The following is a 13,833-nucleotide window of genomic DNA, read 5'->3' on the forward strand; positions in this document are numbered from 1 at the left end:
ATGGACGAGACCGGCGACGATCCCCTCGCCGACGAGGACGTCTACCGCGTGCTCGGACCGGACGGGGTCCCGCTTCCGGACGCGGCCGTTCCGGACCTGTCGGACGAGACGTTTCTGGCGATCTACCGCGACATGGTCACCACCCGTCGGTTCGACGAGCGCGCAGTCAGCCTCCAGCGGCAGGGGCGGATGGGGACGTACGCGCCGTGTGCGGGCCAGGAGGGGTCGGCGGTCGGGTCGACGCACGCGCTCCGCGACCGCGACCTGATAAGCTACCAGTACCGCGAGCACGGGGCGATCGTCGTCCGCGACCTCCTCGCGGAGTACCTCCCCTACTGGATGGGCCACGAGTCCGGGACGGCGGCGATCGCCGAAGGGAACGTCTTCCCGCTGAACATCGGGATCGCGGCGCACCTCCCGCACGCGGTCGGGGCGTCGTGGGCGTTCGACTACCGCGACGAGGACCGGGTGGTCGCCTGCCACTTCGGCGACGGCGCGACGAGCGAGGGGGACTTCCACGAGGCGATGAACTTCGCCGGCGTCTTCGACACGCCGACCCTGTTCTGTTGTCACAACAACGGCTGGGCGATCTCGGTCCCGCGCGAGCGCCAGACCGCGAGCGCGACGTTCGCCGCGAAGGCGAGCGCCTACGGCTTCGACGGCGTCCGCGTCGACGGGATGGATCCCCTCGCGAGCTACGCCGTCACTCGGGCGGCGGCCGAACGCGCACGGAACGCGGACGGGGAGGGGGACGGAGGGGAGACACCCTCCGACGGCCCGCCGACCCGTCCCACGCTCGTCGAGTTCGTCGAGTACCGGTACGGCGCACACACCACCGCCGACGACCCCACCGCCTACCGCGCCGACGACGCGGTCGAGCCCTGGCGGGCGATCGACCCGATCGACCGCATGGAGGCGTTCCTCCGGGAGACCGGACGGATCGACGACGAGGGCGTCGCGGCGGCCCGCGACCGCGCCGACGACGTCGTCGCCGACGCGATCGACGCGGCGGAGGCGGTCGAGCCCGACCCGGCCGCGATGTTCGATCACGCGTACGCCGACCTCCCGCCCGAGCTCCGTCGCCAGCGCGACGAACTGCTCGCGGCGGTCGAGGAACACGGCGAGGAGGCGTTCGACCTCGGGGAGTAGCTTCCGGGAACTCCGCCACCGACCCGGCCGCCACCCGGTATCGATTCGCCCGCCTCCCGCGGGGTTTTTGCCCGCCGGTCTCCCGGTAGCGGACATGCGCATCGAGAACAGCTTCATCCCGGTCGAGGGGGTCGGCGAGACGACGGAGCGCCGGCTCTGGGAGCGGGGCGTCCACACGTGGGAGGAGTTCGACCCCGCCGTCGACGTCGCGGGCGTCGGCTCGACCACCGCCGACCGGATCGAGTCGTTCATCGCGGAGGCGCGGACCCGCCTCGACGACGGCGACGCGGCGTACTTCGACCGGCGGTTCCCGAGCGGCGAGCGCTGGCGGCTCTACGAGGACTTCCGGGAGGGTACCTGCTTCTTCGACATCGAGACGACCGGCCTCGACGAGCACCGCGACCGGGTCACGACCGTCAGCTTCCATCAGGACGGCGAGACGACGACACTCGTGGCCGGCGACGACCTCACCGCCGCCCGGCTCCGCGAGCGGTTCCGCGAGGCCGACCTCCTGGCGACGTTCAACGGGGCGCGCTTCGACGTGCCGTTCCTCGAGACCTCCTTCGGGATCGAGGTCGACACGCCGCACCTGGACCTGATGTACCCCTGTAAGCGGATCGGGCTATCGGGCGGGCTGAAGCCGATCGAAAGGCAGCTCGGCATCGACCGCGACCGCCCGGACCTCTCCGGCCGCGACGCGGTCCGGCTGTGGCACGAGTACGAACGCGGCGACGACGGGGCCCTCGAGACGCTGGTGTCGTACAACCGCGAGGACACGGAGAACCTCCGGACGCTCGCCGACACCGTCTGTGAGTCGCTTCACCGCGACGTGTTCGCCCCCGTCGTCGGCGGGAGCGACTGAACGCGGCGTCGACGCCGTCATGTTTTTCAGTTGTCATCGGGAACGACGAACGGGCCCATGTACCGGAACATCCTGTACCCCACGGACGGGAGCGCCGGGTCGGAAGCGGCGGCCGAGCACGTCCGAACGCTCGCGTCGGCGTTCGACGCGACTGTTCACGTGTTACACGTGATCGACGCACGCCACGCCGGGCTCGGGGCGAGTGGGGCGTTCCTCGCCGACGAACCGTCGGCGATGGGCGATCAGAGCGCCGAAACCGGCTACGAGGGAATGGGGACGGCGGAGGTCGACGACGCGGTCACGGAGCGGGCGGAGGCGGTCGTCGAGGAGGCGGCCGCGGCGCTCGGCGACGTCGAGACGGCGACCGCCATCGAGGTCGGGACCCCGCACTCGGCAGTCCTGCGGTACGCGGACGACCGCGAGGTCGACGCCATCGTGATGGGGACACACGGCCGCACGGGCGTCGAACGGTACCTCCTGGGGAGCGTCACGGAGAAGGTCGTGCGGATGGCGGACGTCCCCGTGTTGACGATCCGCCGCGACGGGGTCGAGTAGCGCTCACTCTCGATCCGTCCCCTCGCCGTCCGTTTCGGTTGACGCGGCCGTCTCGGGGGAGCCGTCCCGGTCGGTCGCTTCAGCCTCCGCGAGCGTCGCCCGGAGCGGTCGCGAGGTCAGGTGAGAGCCGCGATCGACGTCTTCGTTCTCGTTCGTGTCTGCGTCTTCGTCGCTATCGGCGTCCTCGTCCGGGTCCGTGTCGGCGTCTTCCTCCCCGTCCGTGTCGACCTCCTCGTCGCCGTCGACCTCCCCGTCCGTGTCGACCTCCTCGTCGCCGTCGACCTCCCCGTCCGTGTCGACCTCCTCGTCGCCGTCGACCTCCTCGTCGCGGTCCGTTCCCGCGTCCGTGGGTTCCGTCGACTCGTTTTCCGCCCCCGCCCCGTCGTCGTCGGTCCGGACGGACTGGATCAGCTTCATCTCGCCGCGGGCGCGCAGCGAGCCGTCGATCTCCGCCCCGTCGTGGATCACGAGGTCGCCGGCGGAGACGTCGCCGCGGACGTGCGCGCCCGCCTCGATGGTAACGGTTCCGCCCCGAGTAGTCACGTCGCCGTGGATCGTCGTGTCGGCATCGACCGCGACGTCCCCGCGGGCGCGAAGCGAGCCGAACACCTCGTTGCGCTCGCCGACCGCGATCGATTCGGCCCGCAGGTTGCCGTGGAGCCGGCAGTCGTCGCCGACCACGGCGGGCGTGGAGACGCGCCAAGCGTCGTCGGACACCTCGGCTCCGCGGGGGACGAGGAGCGGGTCGCGTACGTCGTCGCCGTCCGCGAGCGCCTCGGCCAGTTCGTCCGCGGCGTCGGTCTCGCCGACCCGGAACAGCTGTGAGAGCACGATGAAGTAGAAGACGAGCGCGGGGACGGGGTTCCGGATGACGATCCAGCCGTTGGCCTCGAACCCCTCCTCGATGTCCACGTCGTCGCCGATGTCGAGGTCGCCGGAGACCATGAGCCGGCCGGTGACGGTCACGCGCTCGCCGAGGTAGGCGTCCTCGCCCACGAGGACGTTGCCGTCGACGGAACACCAGGTGTCGAGCCGGCAGTCGCCGTCGGCCTCGATGTCGTCGCCGACGTCGACGCGCTCGCCGACCGCGACGTTGCGGCCGCGGATCCCGAACTCGACGGTCGACTGGCCGCCCACGAGCACGTCGCCGTCGACCACCACGTCGTGCTCCTCGACGGTGGTTCCGGACGGAACCGAGAGCTCGTCTATCGGACCGTTCCCCCTCAGTGACACACCCGTGGGAAGTCCCCCGGGAGACATAAACGATAGGGGGGCGTCGGACGCTCGTCGGACGGAAATCGGTCCCTCCCGGACGGAGAGCCCCTCGAACTCGAACCGATGCGTGTGGATCGCTCCCGATGCGACCCACGGTCACCGACCTTTTCAACGCCGGCCCCGAACCCGGCGCTATGGGATTCGGATCGTACGACGAGAGCGAACAGGGGAGCCAGGACGTCGACACGGACGAGGACGGGGCGGTGAACGTCCACGAGCACGACCACGACGGCGACGTCTCCGTGGAGGGCGACGCCGACACCGACGAACTGGTCGACCGGCTCGGCGCGATGAAGAACGACGAGGAGTGACGAGGACGGGGACGCGGAGTACGGGGACGATCAGTGACGAGGGCGGCGTTGCGGTGCGGGTCACGCCCCTTTTATCGGTCGACGGGCTACACCGACCATGAGCACGGAGCTGAGGTTCAACGAGGACGGCGTCGACGTCGTCTACGAGGGGACCGAGTTCGAACTCGAGAAGACGCTGATAGAGGAGGCCACGGGGAAGGGGTACCGCGACGTGACCGACCACGAGGTCCTCCAGATCGTCGCCGAGGAGCCGGACATCGACGGCGAGCCGGTCCGGATCGGCGACGTACTGTAGCCGTCCAAAGCGCAACGCCGATACCGCGGGCCCCCGAACCGCGGGGCATGTACGAGGCGGTCCACGCGTATCCCGACGGCGACGCCACCGTCGCGAGACAGGCCATGACCGCGGCGCGATACGGCTACGACGGGATCGTCGTCCGGACGCGGGCCGCGCTGGAGTCGGGCGGTGGGGATGAAACTGGAGGCGAAAACGCCCCGGCGACCGATCCCGCCGCGATCGCCGACGAGCACGGGGTCGACGTCGTCGACGCGGTCGAGATCGACGCCGACGGACCGACCGCCGCGTCGGGGGCCGTCGGGAACCGTCGCGCCGACCACGCCGTCGTCTGCGTCGTCGGGGGCGACGATCGCCTGAACCGGTACGCGGTCGAGGAGCCGCGCGTCGACGTGCTCGCGCGACCGAACGCCGGCGGCGGCGGGTTCAACCACGTCCTCGCGAGGGCCGCCCGCGACAACGAGGTCCACGTCGAGTTCGACCTCGGGCCGGTCCTCCGGGAGACGGGGGGAGACCGCGTCCGGGCGCTCGCCGACCTCCGGAAGCTCCGCGAGATCGTGACCTACTACGACGCCCCACACGTCGTCAGCGCGAACGCGAGCTCCCACCTCGAACTGCGCGCGCCCCGCGAGTTGGTCGCCGTCGCCGCGGAGGCGGGGTTCGACGGCGAATGGATCCGCGAGGGACTTCGCGCGTGGGGATCGATCGCGGCGCGGAACCGCGAGCGGCTCTCCGGGGACTTCATAGAGCCGGGGGTTCGACGTGGACGGTATGAAACGCAGCGTTGAGGATCACGCGGCCCGCTTCTCGGAGAAGGCCGCGGAGTACGACGACTCGAAGAGCGACGAGTACCACGCCTGTGCGGACCTCGTCGTCGACTACGCCGACCCCGGCCCCGACGACGTGGTGGCGGACCTCGGCGCGGGGACGGGGGCCATCGCGCTCGCGCTCGCGCCGGACGCGAAGTACGTCCTCGCCCGCGACATCAGCGAGGGGATGATGGAGGAGGCCCGTCGCAAGGCCTCGGAGGCCCGGATCACGAACGTCGAGTTCGCCTACGGCGAGTTCCGCGATCCCAACCTGAACGGCTCGGACCGGCCATCGGTCGACGTCGTCACCTCGAACTTCGCGCTCCACCACCTCGCCGACGACGAGAAACGCGAGGCGATCCGGGTCATGGCCGACACGGGCGCGCGCCGGATCGTCCTCGGCGACGTGATGTTCTTCGAGGAGCCGGACCCCGACGAGCCGTTCTACAGCCCCGAGGTCGACGACCCGGCGACGGTCGGCACCCTCGTCGAGGCGTTCACGTCCGTGGGATTTGCAGTCGTCGCGGTCGAGCGCATCCACGACCAGGTCGGCGTGATCGTCGCCGAGCGCATCGGCTCCGGCGACGAGGTGTCCGGTGCCGAGTGAGGGGGACGGACCGTGAAACACCTCCCGAAACACCTCCGGCCGCGATGGCGGTACCTCGCCGTGGGGATCGAGACGTGGCCGGACGCCGAGGTCGGTCGCCGGGCGTTCCAGCGCGCGCTCTGGTACGGCGCCGGCAACCTCCTCGGCGACGCGGGCAGCGCCGACGCCGGTCTGAAACTGCTCTCCTTCTCGTGTTCGGGTGGTTCGGGCGAGGCGGTGGTCCGGGTTCGTCGCGGCCACGTCGAGGAGGCGCGGGCCGCGGTCGCCTGCGTGAGCGAGGTCGGCGGCGATCCCGTCGGGATCCGCGTCCGGGGGATCTCCGGGACGGTGCGTGCCTGTGAGGAAAGATATATGCGTCGCGCGGCCGCCAGTTCGACACAGCGAGACGTCGCGTTCGGGGACGCCGAGCGGTCTGCCGTCGTGTGCGGTGACGCGTACGACGTGCGGACCGAGTCGGGGTACGTCGGCGCGGCGGCGTTCGACATCGAGTGATATCATGCAGGGCCAATCCCAACAACAGGCGTACGACCGAGGAATCACCATCTTCTCCCCCGACGGCAGACTCTACCAGGTCGAGTACGCGCGGGAGGCGGTCAAACGCGGCACGGCGAGCGTCGGCATCCGCGCCGAGGACGGGGTCGTCCTCGCGGCCGACAAGCGCGCTCGCTCCCCGCTCATGGAGCCGGCGAGCATCGAGAAGCTCCACAAGGCCGACGACCACGTCGGCGTCGCCAGCGCGGGCCACGTCGCCGACGCCCGCCAGCTCATCGACTTCGCGCGCCGGCAGGCGCAGGTAAACCGGCTGCGCTACGGCGAGGCGATGGGGATCGAGACGCTGACGAAGACGATCACCGACCACATCCAGCAGTACACCCAGATCGGCGGCGCGCGCCCCTTCGGCGTCGCGCTCATCGTCGGCGGGATCGAGAACGGCGAGCCCCGCCTCTTCGAGACCGACCCCTCGGGGACGCCCTACGAGTGGCAGGCGCTCTCCATCGGATCCGACCGGAGCGACCTCCGTGACTACCTCGAGGCCGAGTACGAGGAGGGTATTTCCACCGACGAGGCGGTCGGACTCGCGCTCGACACCCTCGCACGGACCAACGACGACGGGCTCACGCCCGAGGGCGTCGGCGTCGCCACGATCACCGTCGACGACGAGCAGTACGCCGAGGTCTCCGCCGAGGAGCTCGAGGCGACCCTCGCCGAGCGCGACCTCCTCGCGAGCGACGACGAGGACGACGAATCGGCGGACGCGGACGAGGAGTAACGTCGGGCCGACGCGGACGGCGAGTGGTGCGGGTCGGACCCGGCCGAAACGACCATTCTTCGGGGTGTGAAAGGGGACGCATGAGCGACGACGAGGCCGAACGAGACCGTGGTGGATCGGGGCTTCCGACCGGATACGAACTGCGGGAGACGACGCCGTCGGTCGACGATTTCCTCCGGCTCCGTCGGGAGGCAGACATGAGCGATCGCTCGCGCGAGGCGATCGAGCGGGGCCTTCCGAACACGACCTACGGCGTTCACGCCGTCGAGACCGGGAGCGGAGCGGCGGTCGGGATGGCACGGATCGTCGGCGACGGCGGCTCGGTCTTCCACGTCTCGGACATGGCCGTCGCGGAACCGCATCAGGGGCGAGGGATCGGGACGGCGATGATGGACGCGCTCGTCGCCTGGCTCCGTGGGAACGCGCCCGACGGGACGTACGTCGACCTCCTCGCGGACGTCGACGGCTTCTACGAGCGCTGGGGGTTCGAGCCGACCGCGCCCGCGTCCAGGGCGATGGAGGTTCGCACCGAGGAGCTGTGACCGACGTCCGACCCGAGGAGCGGTGACGAGGGTTCGAACCGGAACCCCGTGAGACCGTCCGCGCTCGGGTCGGGAGAGTTATGCCGGCGGGGGCCGACCGACGACGCGTGCAGAAGACGGTACTCATCACCGGGTGTTCCTCGGGCATCGGTCGCGCGACGGCACACGCGTTCAACGACGAAGGGTGGACCGTGTACGCCACCGCACGGAACCCCGCGGACGTCGAGACGCTCGGCGAGGCGGGTTGCGAGCTGGCGACGCTCGACGTCACCGACGAGGACGACGTCGAGCGCGTCGTCGACCGGATCCTCGACGAGGAGGGCGCGCTCGACGCCCTGGTCAACAACGCCGGATACGGCCAGTTCGGGCCGATGGAGGACGTCACGACCGACACGGTCCACGAGCAGTTCGACGTCAACGTGTACGGCCCCCACCGTCTGACACGGGCCGTGTTGCCGGCGATGCGCCGCGAGCGCGACGGGACGATAGTCAACGTCTCCTCGGTCGCGGGACGGGTGTCCTTTCCCGGCGGCGGCGTCTACGCCGGCTCGAAGTTCGCGCTCGAGGCGATGTCCGACGCCCTCCGCAACGAGGTCCGCGAGTTCGGCGTCGACGTCGTCCTGGTCGAGCCCGGTCCGGTCCGGACGGGCTTCTCCGACCGCGTCGCGCGCGAGGCCGACCCCGAGGAGGCCGACGGGATCGAGCGATCGGGCGCGTACGACGACTTCTACGCGCTGTTCGAGGACGCGAAGCTGGTCGGCGGGGACGGCCCGGGCGCGGTCGAGCCGGAACTCGTCGCCGCGGAGATATTCGACGCCGCGAGCGCGACGAGACCCCCTGCCCGGGTCCAGCCCGGAACGCCGGCGCGCGTCGGCGTGCTCGCCCGCTTCCTCCCCGACGCGCTTCGTGACAAGGGGTTCGAGCTGCTCCGGAAGTTCACGTCGTAGGTGCGGACCGGGGACCGACGGTTCCCCTCCGGTCCGAACGAGCCGGCATCGTCTCTGTCATCCGTCGAAATCGACCGCGAACCGGTTCTCCCCCTCGCGCCACTCCCAGCCGGGGAGCCGCGTCTGGAAGCCCGCGGCGAGTGCGGCGTCGAGGTCGTCCGCGCCCGCGGTCCCGGCACCCGCCTCGTCCGGGTCGGCGGTCGCGTCGCGGTCGACGTGGACGTCCGCGAAGTGGAACGTCGCCTGGGCGAGAAGCGAGAGCGGCTGACCGCCGGCGATCGTCGCCGCGAGCTCCCGGCCGAGGACCTCGTCGACGACGAAGCCGGGGTAGTCGTCGGCGACGTCGAGGTCGCGAAGGACGGCCGCGTAGCCGGCCACGTTGACGCCGACCTCCCCGTCCGCGAAGACGGCGTCGACCTCGCGTCGGTAGGTCCCCTCGTCGACGCCGTCGACCTCGGTGCCGAACAGCTCCCCCAGCCGGTCGCGGGTGTCGTTGAGGATCGGGACGACGACGGGGGCACGTTCGCGGATGCGGGCGTGCTCGTCGCGGACGGTCTCGGGGGTGACGCGCATGGGCGGACCACGGCGGCAAACGGTATCGGTTTTGCGAAGTCTTTTATAACGAAGGGGGTCTACTTCGAGACAAGCGGGTTTTCGCTGGCTGTTCCCGCAACGGTACATACGGACAGTACTTCCACTATGCCTACCCCGTCACGGTCGAGCACTCGGCGACACGTCGCGTATCGGTGCCCGTCCGTCCCGACGGCGGCGGCGATCTACGGCCCGCGGTGAGCTATGAGCCAAGTCGATAAGCAACTCGAGAACCTGAAGTCGACGATAGAACAGGAGGTCCCGAACGACGTGAGCGTCACGGACGTCAAATACGAGGGACCGGAGCTAGTCGTGTACACCCGAGACCCCAAGCGGTTCGCGGGCGACGGAGACCTGATCCGGCGACTCGCCTCGAAGCTCCGAAAGCGTATCACGGTCCGTCCGGACCCGTCGGTGTTGTCCCCCCCGGAACGGGCCGAAGGGGAGATCAGAGACGTCATTCCCGAGGACGCGGGAGTGACGTCCCTCGACTTCCACGAGGACACCGGAGAGGTGATGATCGAGGCCGAGAAACCCGGGATGGTGATCGGCCGGCGGGGCTCCACGCTCCGGGAGATCACCCAGGAGATCGGCTGGACCCCCGAGGTCGTCCGGACGCCGCCGATCGAGTCCTCGACCGTCTCGAACGTCCGGAACTTCCTGAAGAACGAACGCGAGGAGCGTCGAGACATCCTCGAACGCGTCGGTCGGCAGATCCACCGCGAGGAGATGGCGGACGACGAGTGGGTCCGGATCACGACGCTCGGCTGCTGTCGCGAGGTCGGCCGCGCCGCGTTCGTGCTCTCGACGCCCGAGACCCGGATCCTGATAGACTGTGGGGACAAACCCGGCGCGGAAGGCGAGGTCCCCTACCTCCAGGTTCCGGAGGCGCTCGGCGCGGGCGCGGCGACGATCGACGCGGTCGTGTTGACCCACGCCCACCTCGACCACTCCGCGCTCCTGCCGCTCCTCTTCAAGTACGGCTACGACGGTCCGGTGTACACCACCGAACCGACCCGGGACCTGATGGGGCTGCTCCAGCTCGATTACCTCGACGTGGCGGCCAAGGAGGGGCGGACCCCGCCGTACGAGTCCGCACAGGTCCGCGAGACGATCAAGCACACGATCCCGCTGGAGTTCGGCGACGTGACGGACATCGCGCCCGACGTCAAGCTCACCTTCCACAACGCGGGTCACATCCTCGGCAGCGCGGTGACGCACTTCCACATCGGCGACGGCCTCTACAACGTCGCCTTCTCCGGGGACATCCACTACGAGGACACCCGCCTGTTCAACGGTGCGGTCAACGACTTCCCCCGGGTCGAGACGCTCGTGCTGGAGTCGACCTACGGCGGCCGAAACGACTACCAGACCGACCAGGCGGACTCCGAGGAGGCGCTCAAACGCGTCATCAACGAGACGTACGAGGAGGGCGGCAAGGTCGTCATCCCGGCGTTCGCGGTCGGCCGTTCCCAGGAGATCATGCTCGTCCTGGAGGAGGCGATGCGCGAGGGGGACATCCCCTCGATGCCGGTCCACCTCGACGGGATGATCTGGGAGGCGACCGCCATCCACACCACCTACCCCGAGTACCTCCGCGACGACCTCCGGAACCGGATCTTCCACGAGGACGAGAACCCGTTCCTCGCCGAGGAGTTCAACCACATCGACGGCGGCGAGGACGAGCGCCAGGACGTCGCCGACGGCGAGGAGTGTATCATCCTCTCGACGTCGGGGATGATCGAGGGCGGACCGATCATGTCGTGGCTCCGTCACATCGGCCCCGAACCGGACTCGAACCTCGTGTTCGTCGGCTACCAGGCACAGGGGACGCTGGGCCGTCGGATCCAGAACGGCTGGGACGAGATCCCCGTCTCCGACTGGGGCAACGGCGGCCGCGGCGACACCCTCTCCCTCGAGATGGGCGTCGAGACCGTCGACGGCTTCTCGGGACACGCCGACCGGCAGGGGTTGGAGAACTTCGTGAAGACGATGAACCCCCGCCCCGAGAAGGTGCTCTGCGTCCACGGCGACGAACGCTCCGTCCAGGACCTCTCGTCGGCGCTGTATCACGACTACAACATGCGGACGTTCGCGCCGAAGAACCTGGAGACGTTCCGGTTCAAGTAGGCGTCCGGACGTTCGACGATCCGAACCGGACCGTCGCGGCCGATGTTTCGAGCCCCACCCCGGCTGATCCTTTAAGCCCCGCCGCGGCGATGCCGATCCATGCGCATCGCGCTCATCGCTCACGACGAACTGAAAGACGAGATGGTGGCGTTCGCGGAGGCCCATGCGGACGCCCTCGGCGAGTGCGAGCTGGTGACGACCGGAACGACGGGGAAACGCATCTCCGAGGAGACCGGACTGGCGGTGAACCGACAGGCCTCGGGGCCGCTCGGCGGCGACCTCCAGATCGGTGCGATGGTCGCGAACGGCGGGATAGACGGACTGGTCTTCCTCCGTGACCCCCTCACCGCACAGCCGCACGAGCCCGACATCTCCGCGCTGTTGCGCGTCTGTGACGTGAAGGACGTCCCGGTGGCCACCAACCTCGCGTCGGCGGAGCTGCTCGTTCGAGGCCTGCTCGGCACGGAGGGGCCGATCGCCGATGAACTCCTCGACGAGCGGTCGCCGCTCCGCGACGACGACTGATCTCAGCGTCGATAATCGGCTCGACGGGGTTTATGTCCGGGTCGTCGTAGGCCGACCCGATGGGGAGAGAAACGGGACTGAGGCGGACGGACGAGGGGTCGACGAGTGCGACCACGATAGGTCGATCCCTCGGATCCGTCTGTCTCTGTCTCGGTCTTCTCGTCACGGCCGCGATCGTTCCCGGCGTCGCGGTCGGAGCCCCGGCGGAGCCGCACGAGGGCGCGGGGGCCACGGACCGCGAGGTCGGACCGCTGACCGAGTGTTTCGCCGGCGAGGGATACCCGCTGGCGATCGGCGACCCGCCGGCGACGATCGACGCGCTGGTCCACGTCTCGGTGCTCACCGATCCCGCCGCCGGCGACGAGTTCGGCGTCGAACTCGCGGGGACGCTCGACGGCGAGGCGATCGTCACGCTCGCGGCGGGCGTCCGGTTGGACGCGCCCGGGCTCGTCGCCACCGGGATCGACCCTTTCGCGGCGTTCGACCTGTTGTACGCCTACGAGCTCCGGCTCCCGATGTTCGACGGCACGATCGGCGAGACGACCTACGAGGAGGACCGGCCGCCGGTCGGGTCGGCCGCCGGTGCGGTTCCCTGCTGACGACTGGCGGCTCGACCCCGAGCCGTCGGTGACCTTATCCCCGTGGCTCCGGGAACGTGCGGACGAAGCATGTCCGATGGAGAGCTGGAGGACTTCACGATCCTGCGCGAGTTGGACGAACCGATCTCCGAGGACGAACTGGACGCCGCGGGCGAGCAGTCGGGGGAGGTCCTCGAACGGCTCCGCGAGGAGGGCGTCGGCATCGAGTGGGTCGACTCCGAGGTCATGACCGACGAGGACGGCGACGTGACCGGAACGTTCTGTCACTATCGCGCCGAGGACGAGGAGGCGATCCGTGAACACGCCGAACGGGCCGGACTCCCGGCGACGCGTATCGACCGACGCGGGGACCCGCTCGAGGGCGAGTGAGGACCCGACGGTCGCCTCGGCCTCCCGACCGCGACCGGCGGTTCCGCTCGGCCGTCACTCGGGACGTACCGCGCGAACGAGCGAGAGCAGCTCCCGTCGCGCGTCGTTCGCCCCGCCGTCGAGCCGGTACGCGCCGCCCGCGAGCAGGTACTGATCGGCCTCCCACACCGCGAGCATCGCCTCGACCGGGACCTCCTCGCCGTCGAGCGTACACCGACCACGAAAGGTGGCGAGCGTCGCCTCGGTGGCGTCGGGGTCGTCGACCGCGATCGTCCGCTCGCCGCGGGGCTCGATCCCGCCGATGTCGCGCTCCGCGAGCCGGTCGCGAAACCCCGAACGCGCCCGATTCTCGACGAGGCGGGCGAGCGCCGCGTTCGGCGGCGTTTCGGGCCGTATCCGGAGCCGGCTCGCGAAGAAGAAGGGGCGAGGATCCGGGCGGTCGGCCCGCTCGTATCGGGCCGTGCTCGCGGTCACCGAGACGGGGCCGGCGGCGAACGGGCGGTCGACCGTGTCGTCGACGTGCCGCCAGCCGTCGAGACGCTCGGCGGGGACGACCGGGGGATCCATGCCGGTCCCTTCGACCGGAACGCAAGTAAACGACGGGGGTGGCTCGGGCCGGTCAGTGGTCGTCCTCGCGCCACTTGTGTTCACACTCGGTACAGACGAAGAAGCGCGTCTCGGACTCGTCCGCGGAGCGGATCTGTTGCATGTACCAGTACGCGCGGCCGTTTCCACACTCCGGACAGTGGGCGTTCGTCTCCGGGAGCCCCTTGTCCTCGGCGTCGCTGACGTCGACGATCTCCGACTCCACCTGGGACTGGGTCGTCCAGGCGTCCTCCTCGTCCTCGTCACGGCCGACCTCGTAGCCGCAGGCGTCACAGACCCAGTGGTCCTCTCCCTCGCCCGACTTCATCATCGAGCCGCACTCGTCGCAGAACTTCATGCACGAACCAACGAGGGGTCACACATAAGCGGCGGGATCCCGCGCCGGAGACCG

At 69.9% G+C, this 13,833-nt stretch carries 19 protein-coding genes; 15 read left to right on the forward strand and 4 right to left on the reverse strand.

The features are described 5' to 3' along the window. From EAO78_RS12265 to EAO78_RS12275, 3 genes are all read left to right on the forward strand, one after another. Positions 1-1,149, forward strand: coding sequence for a thiamine pyrophosphate-dependent enzyme (locus tag EAO78_RS12265; protein ID WP_122106128.1), 1,149 nt, complete (start codon positions 1-3; stop codon positions 1,147-1,149). Positions 1,150-1,243: 94 nt separating this feature from the next. After that, on the forward strand, positions 1,244-2,011 hold the full coding sequence (locus tag EAO78_RS12270) for a ribonuclease H-like domain-containing protein (RefSeq protein WP_122106129.1): 768 nt from the start codon (positions 1,244-1,246) through the stop codon (positions 2,009-2,011). Between the two features lie 57 nt (positions 2,012-2,068). Next, the gene (locus EAO78_RS12275; protein ID WP_122106130.1) at positions 2,069-2,566 is read left to right on the forward strand and encodes a universal stress protein; all 498 of its coding nucleotides are present in this window, start codon (positions 2,069-2,071) and stop codon (positions 2,564-2,566) included. Positions 2,567-2,569: 3 nt separating this feature from the next. Here EAO78_RS12275 and EAO78_RS12280 read toward each other — a convergent pair whose 3' ends face one another. Next, positions 2,570-3,799, reverse strand: a complete 1,230-nt coding sequence (locus EAO78_RS12280; RefSeq protein WP_122106131.1) for a polymer-forming cytoskeletal protein — start codon at positions 3,797-3,799, stop codon at positions 2,570-2,572. Positions 3,800-3,975: 176 nt separating this feature from the next. Between EAO78_RS12280 and EAO78_RS12285 the strand changes: the two genes are divergently transcribed. From EAO78_RS12285 to EAO78_RS12320, 8 genes are all read left to right on the forward strand, one after another. Next, on the forward strand, positions 3,976-4,152 hold the full coding sequence (locus EAO78_RS12285) for a DUF5786 family protein (RefSeq protein WP_122106132.1): 177 nt from the start codon (positions 3,976-3,978) through the stop codon (positions 4,150-4,152). A gap of 97 nt (positions 4,153-4,249) precedes the next feature. Beyond that, positions 4,250-4,447: a DUF5800 family protein gene (locus EAO78_RS12290; RefSeq protein ID WP_122106133.1), complete on the forward strand. Its 198-nt coding sequence runs from the start codon at positions 4,250-4,252 to the stop codon at positions 4,445-4,447. 47 nt (positions 4,448-4,494) lie between these two features. Further along, the gene (locus EAO78_RS12295) at positions 4,495-5,235 is read left to right on the forward strand and encodes an RNase P subunit p30 family protein (RefSeq protein ID WP_122106134.1); all 741 of its coding nucleotides are present in this window, start codon (positions 4,495-4,497) and stop codon (positions 5,233-5,235) included. Beyond that, on the forward strand, positions 5,219-5,863 hold the full coding sequence (locus tag EAO78_RS12300) for a class I SAM-dependent methyltransferase (protein WP_122106135.1): 645 nt from the start codon (positions 5,219-5,221) through the stop codon (positions 5,861-5,863). The genes EAO78_RS12295 and EAO78_RS12300 overlap by 17 nt, the downstream gene beginning before the upstream one ends. A gap of 12 nt (positions 5,864-5,875) precedes the next feature. After that, on the forward strand, positions 5,876-6,355 hold the full coding sequence (locus EAO78_RS12305; protein WP_122106136.1) for an Rpp14/Pop5 family protein: 480 nt from the start codon (positions 5,876-5,878) through the stop codon (positions 6,353-6,355). Between the two features lie 4 nt (positions 6,356-6,359). Then, positions 6,360-7,133 carry an archaeal proteasome endopeptidase complex subunit alpha gene (gene psmA / locus EAO78_RS12310; RefSeq protein WP_122106137.1) on the forward strand — a complete coding sequence of 258 codons (774 nt, stop codon included), beginning with the start codon at positions 6,360-6,362 and terminating at the stop codon, positions 7,131-7,133. 80 nt (positions 7,134-7,213) lie between these two features. Next, the gene (locus EAO78_RS12315; protein ID WP_122106138.1) at positions 7,214-7,675 is read left to right on the forward strand and encodes a GNAT family N-acetyltransferase; all 462 of its coding nucleotides are present in this window, start codon (positions 7,214-7,216) and stop codon (positions 7,673-7,675) included. A gap of 80 nt (positions 7,676-7,755) precedes the next feature. Beyond that, positions 7,756-8,622 carry an SDR family oxidoreductase gene (locus tag EAO78_RS12320; protein ID WP_122106139.1) on the forward strand — a complete coding sequence of 289 codons (867 nt, stop codon included), beginning with the start codon at positions 7,756-7,758 and terminating at the stop codon, positions 8,620-8,622. A gap of 57 nt (positions 8,623-8,679) precedes the next feature. Here the strand turns inward: EAO78_RS12320 and EAO78_RS12325 are convergent, their stop codons facing one another. Continuing rightward, complete coding sequence (locus EAO78_RS12325; protein WP_122106140.1) at positions 8,680-9,195, reverse strand: hypothetical protein; 516 nt, start codon at positions 9,193-9,195, stop codon at positions 8,680-8,682. Between the two features lie 222 nt (positions 9,196-9,417). Between EAO78_RS12325 and EAO78_RS12330 the strand changes: the two genes are divergently transcribed. The 4 genes from EAO78_RS12330 to EAO78_RS12345 all read left to right on the forward strand — a co-directional run bounded on the left by EAO78_RS12330 (position 9,418) and on the right by EAO78_RS12345 (position 12,836). Then, positions 9,418-11,343, forward strand: a complete 1,926-nt coding sequence (locus EAO78_RS12330; RefSeq protein ID WP_122106141.1) for a beta-CASP ribonuclease aCPSF1 — start codon at positions 9,418-9,420, stop codon at positions 11,341-11,343. Between the two features lie 99 nt (positions 11,344-11,442). Beyond that, positions 11,443-11,868 (forward strand): methylglyoxal synthase, encoded by a 426-nt coding sequence (locus EAO78_RS12335; protein WP_122106142.1) that lies wholly within the window; start codon positions 11,443-11,445, stop codon positions 11,866-11,868. A gap of 59 nt (positions 11,869-11,927) precedes the next feature. Further along, positions 11,928-12,467, forward strand: a complete 540-nt coding sequence (locus EAO78_RS12340; RefSeq protein ID WP_238987686.1) for a DUF7332 family protein — start codon at positions 11,928-11,930, stop codon at positions 12,465-12,467. Positions 12,468-12,536: 69 nt separating this feature from the next. Then, positions 12,537-12,836 carry a DUF4242 domain-containing protein gene (locus EAO78_RS12345; protein ID WP_122106143.1) on the forward strand — a complete coding sequence of 100 codons (300 nt, stop codon included), beginning with the start codon at positions 12,537-12,539 and terminating at the stop codon, positions 12,834-12,836. A 54-nt stretch (positions 12,837-12,890) separates the two neighbouring features. Here the strand turns inward: EAO78_RS12345 and EAO78_RS12350 are convergent, their stop codons facing one another. Together EAO78_RS12350 and EAO78_RS12355 are read right to left on the reverse strand one after the other, a co-directional pair. Beyond that, positions 12,891-13,403 carry a hypothetical protein gene (locus EAO78_RS12350; protein WP_122106144.1) on the reverse strand — a complete coding sequence of 171 codons (513 nt, stop codon included), beginning with the start codon at positions 13,401-13,403 and terminating at the stop codon, positions 12,891-12,893. A 52-nt stretch (positions 13,404-13,455) separates the two neighbouring features. After that, positions 13,456-13,779, reverse strand: coding sequence for a transcription factor S (locus EAO78_RS12355; RefSeq protein ID WP_122106145.1), 324 nt, complete (start codon positions 13,777-13,779; stop codon positions 13,456-13,458). Positions 13,780-13,833 lie beyond the last annotated feature (54 nt).

It is taken from the genome of Halobellus captivus, from assembly GCF_003697845.1.
Taxonomy (GTDB): domain Archaea; phylum Halobacteriota; class Halobacteria; order Halobacteriales; family Haloferacaceae; genus Halorubrum; species Halorubrum glutamatedens.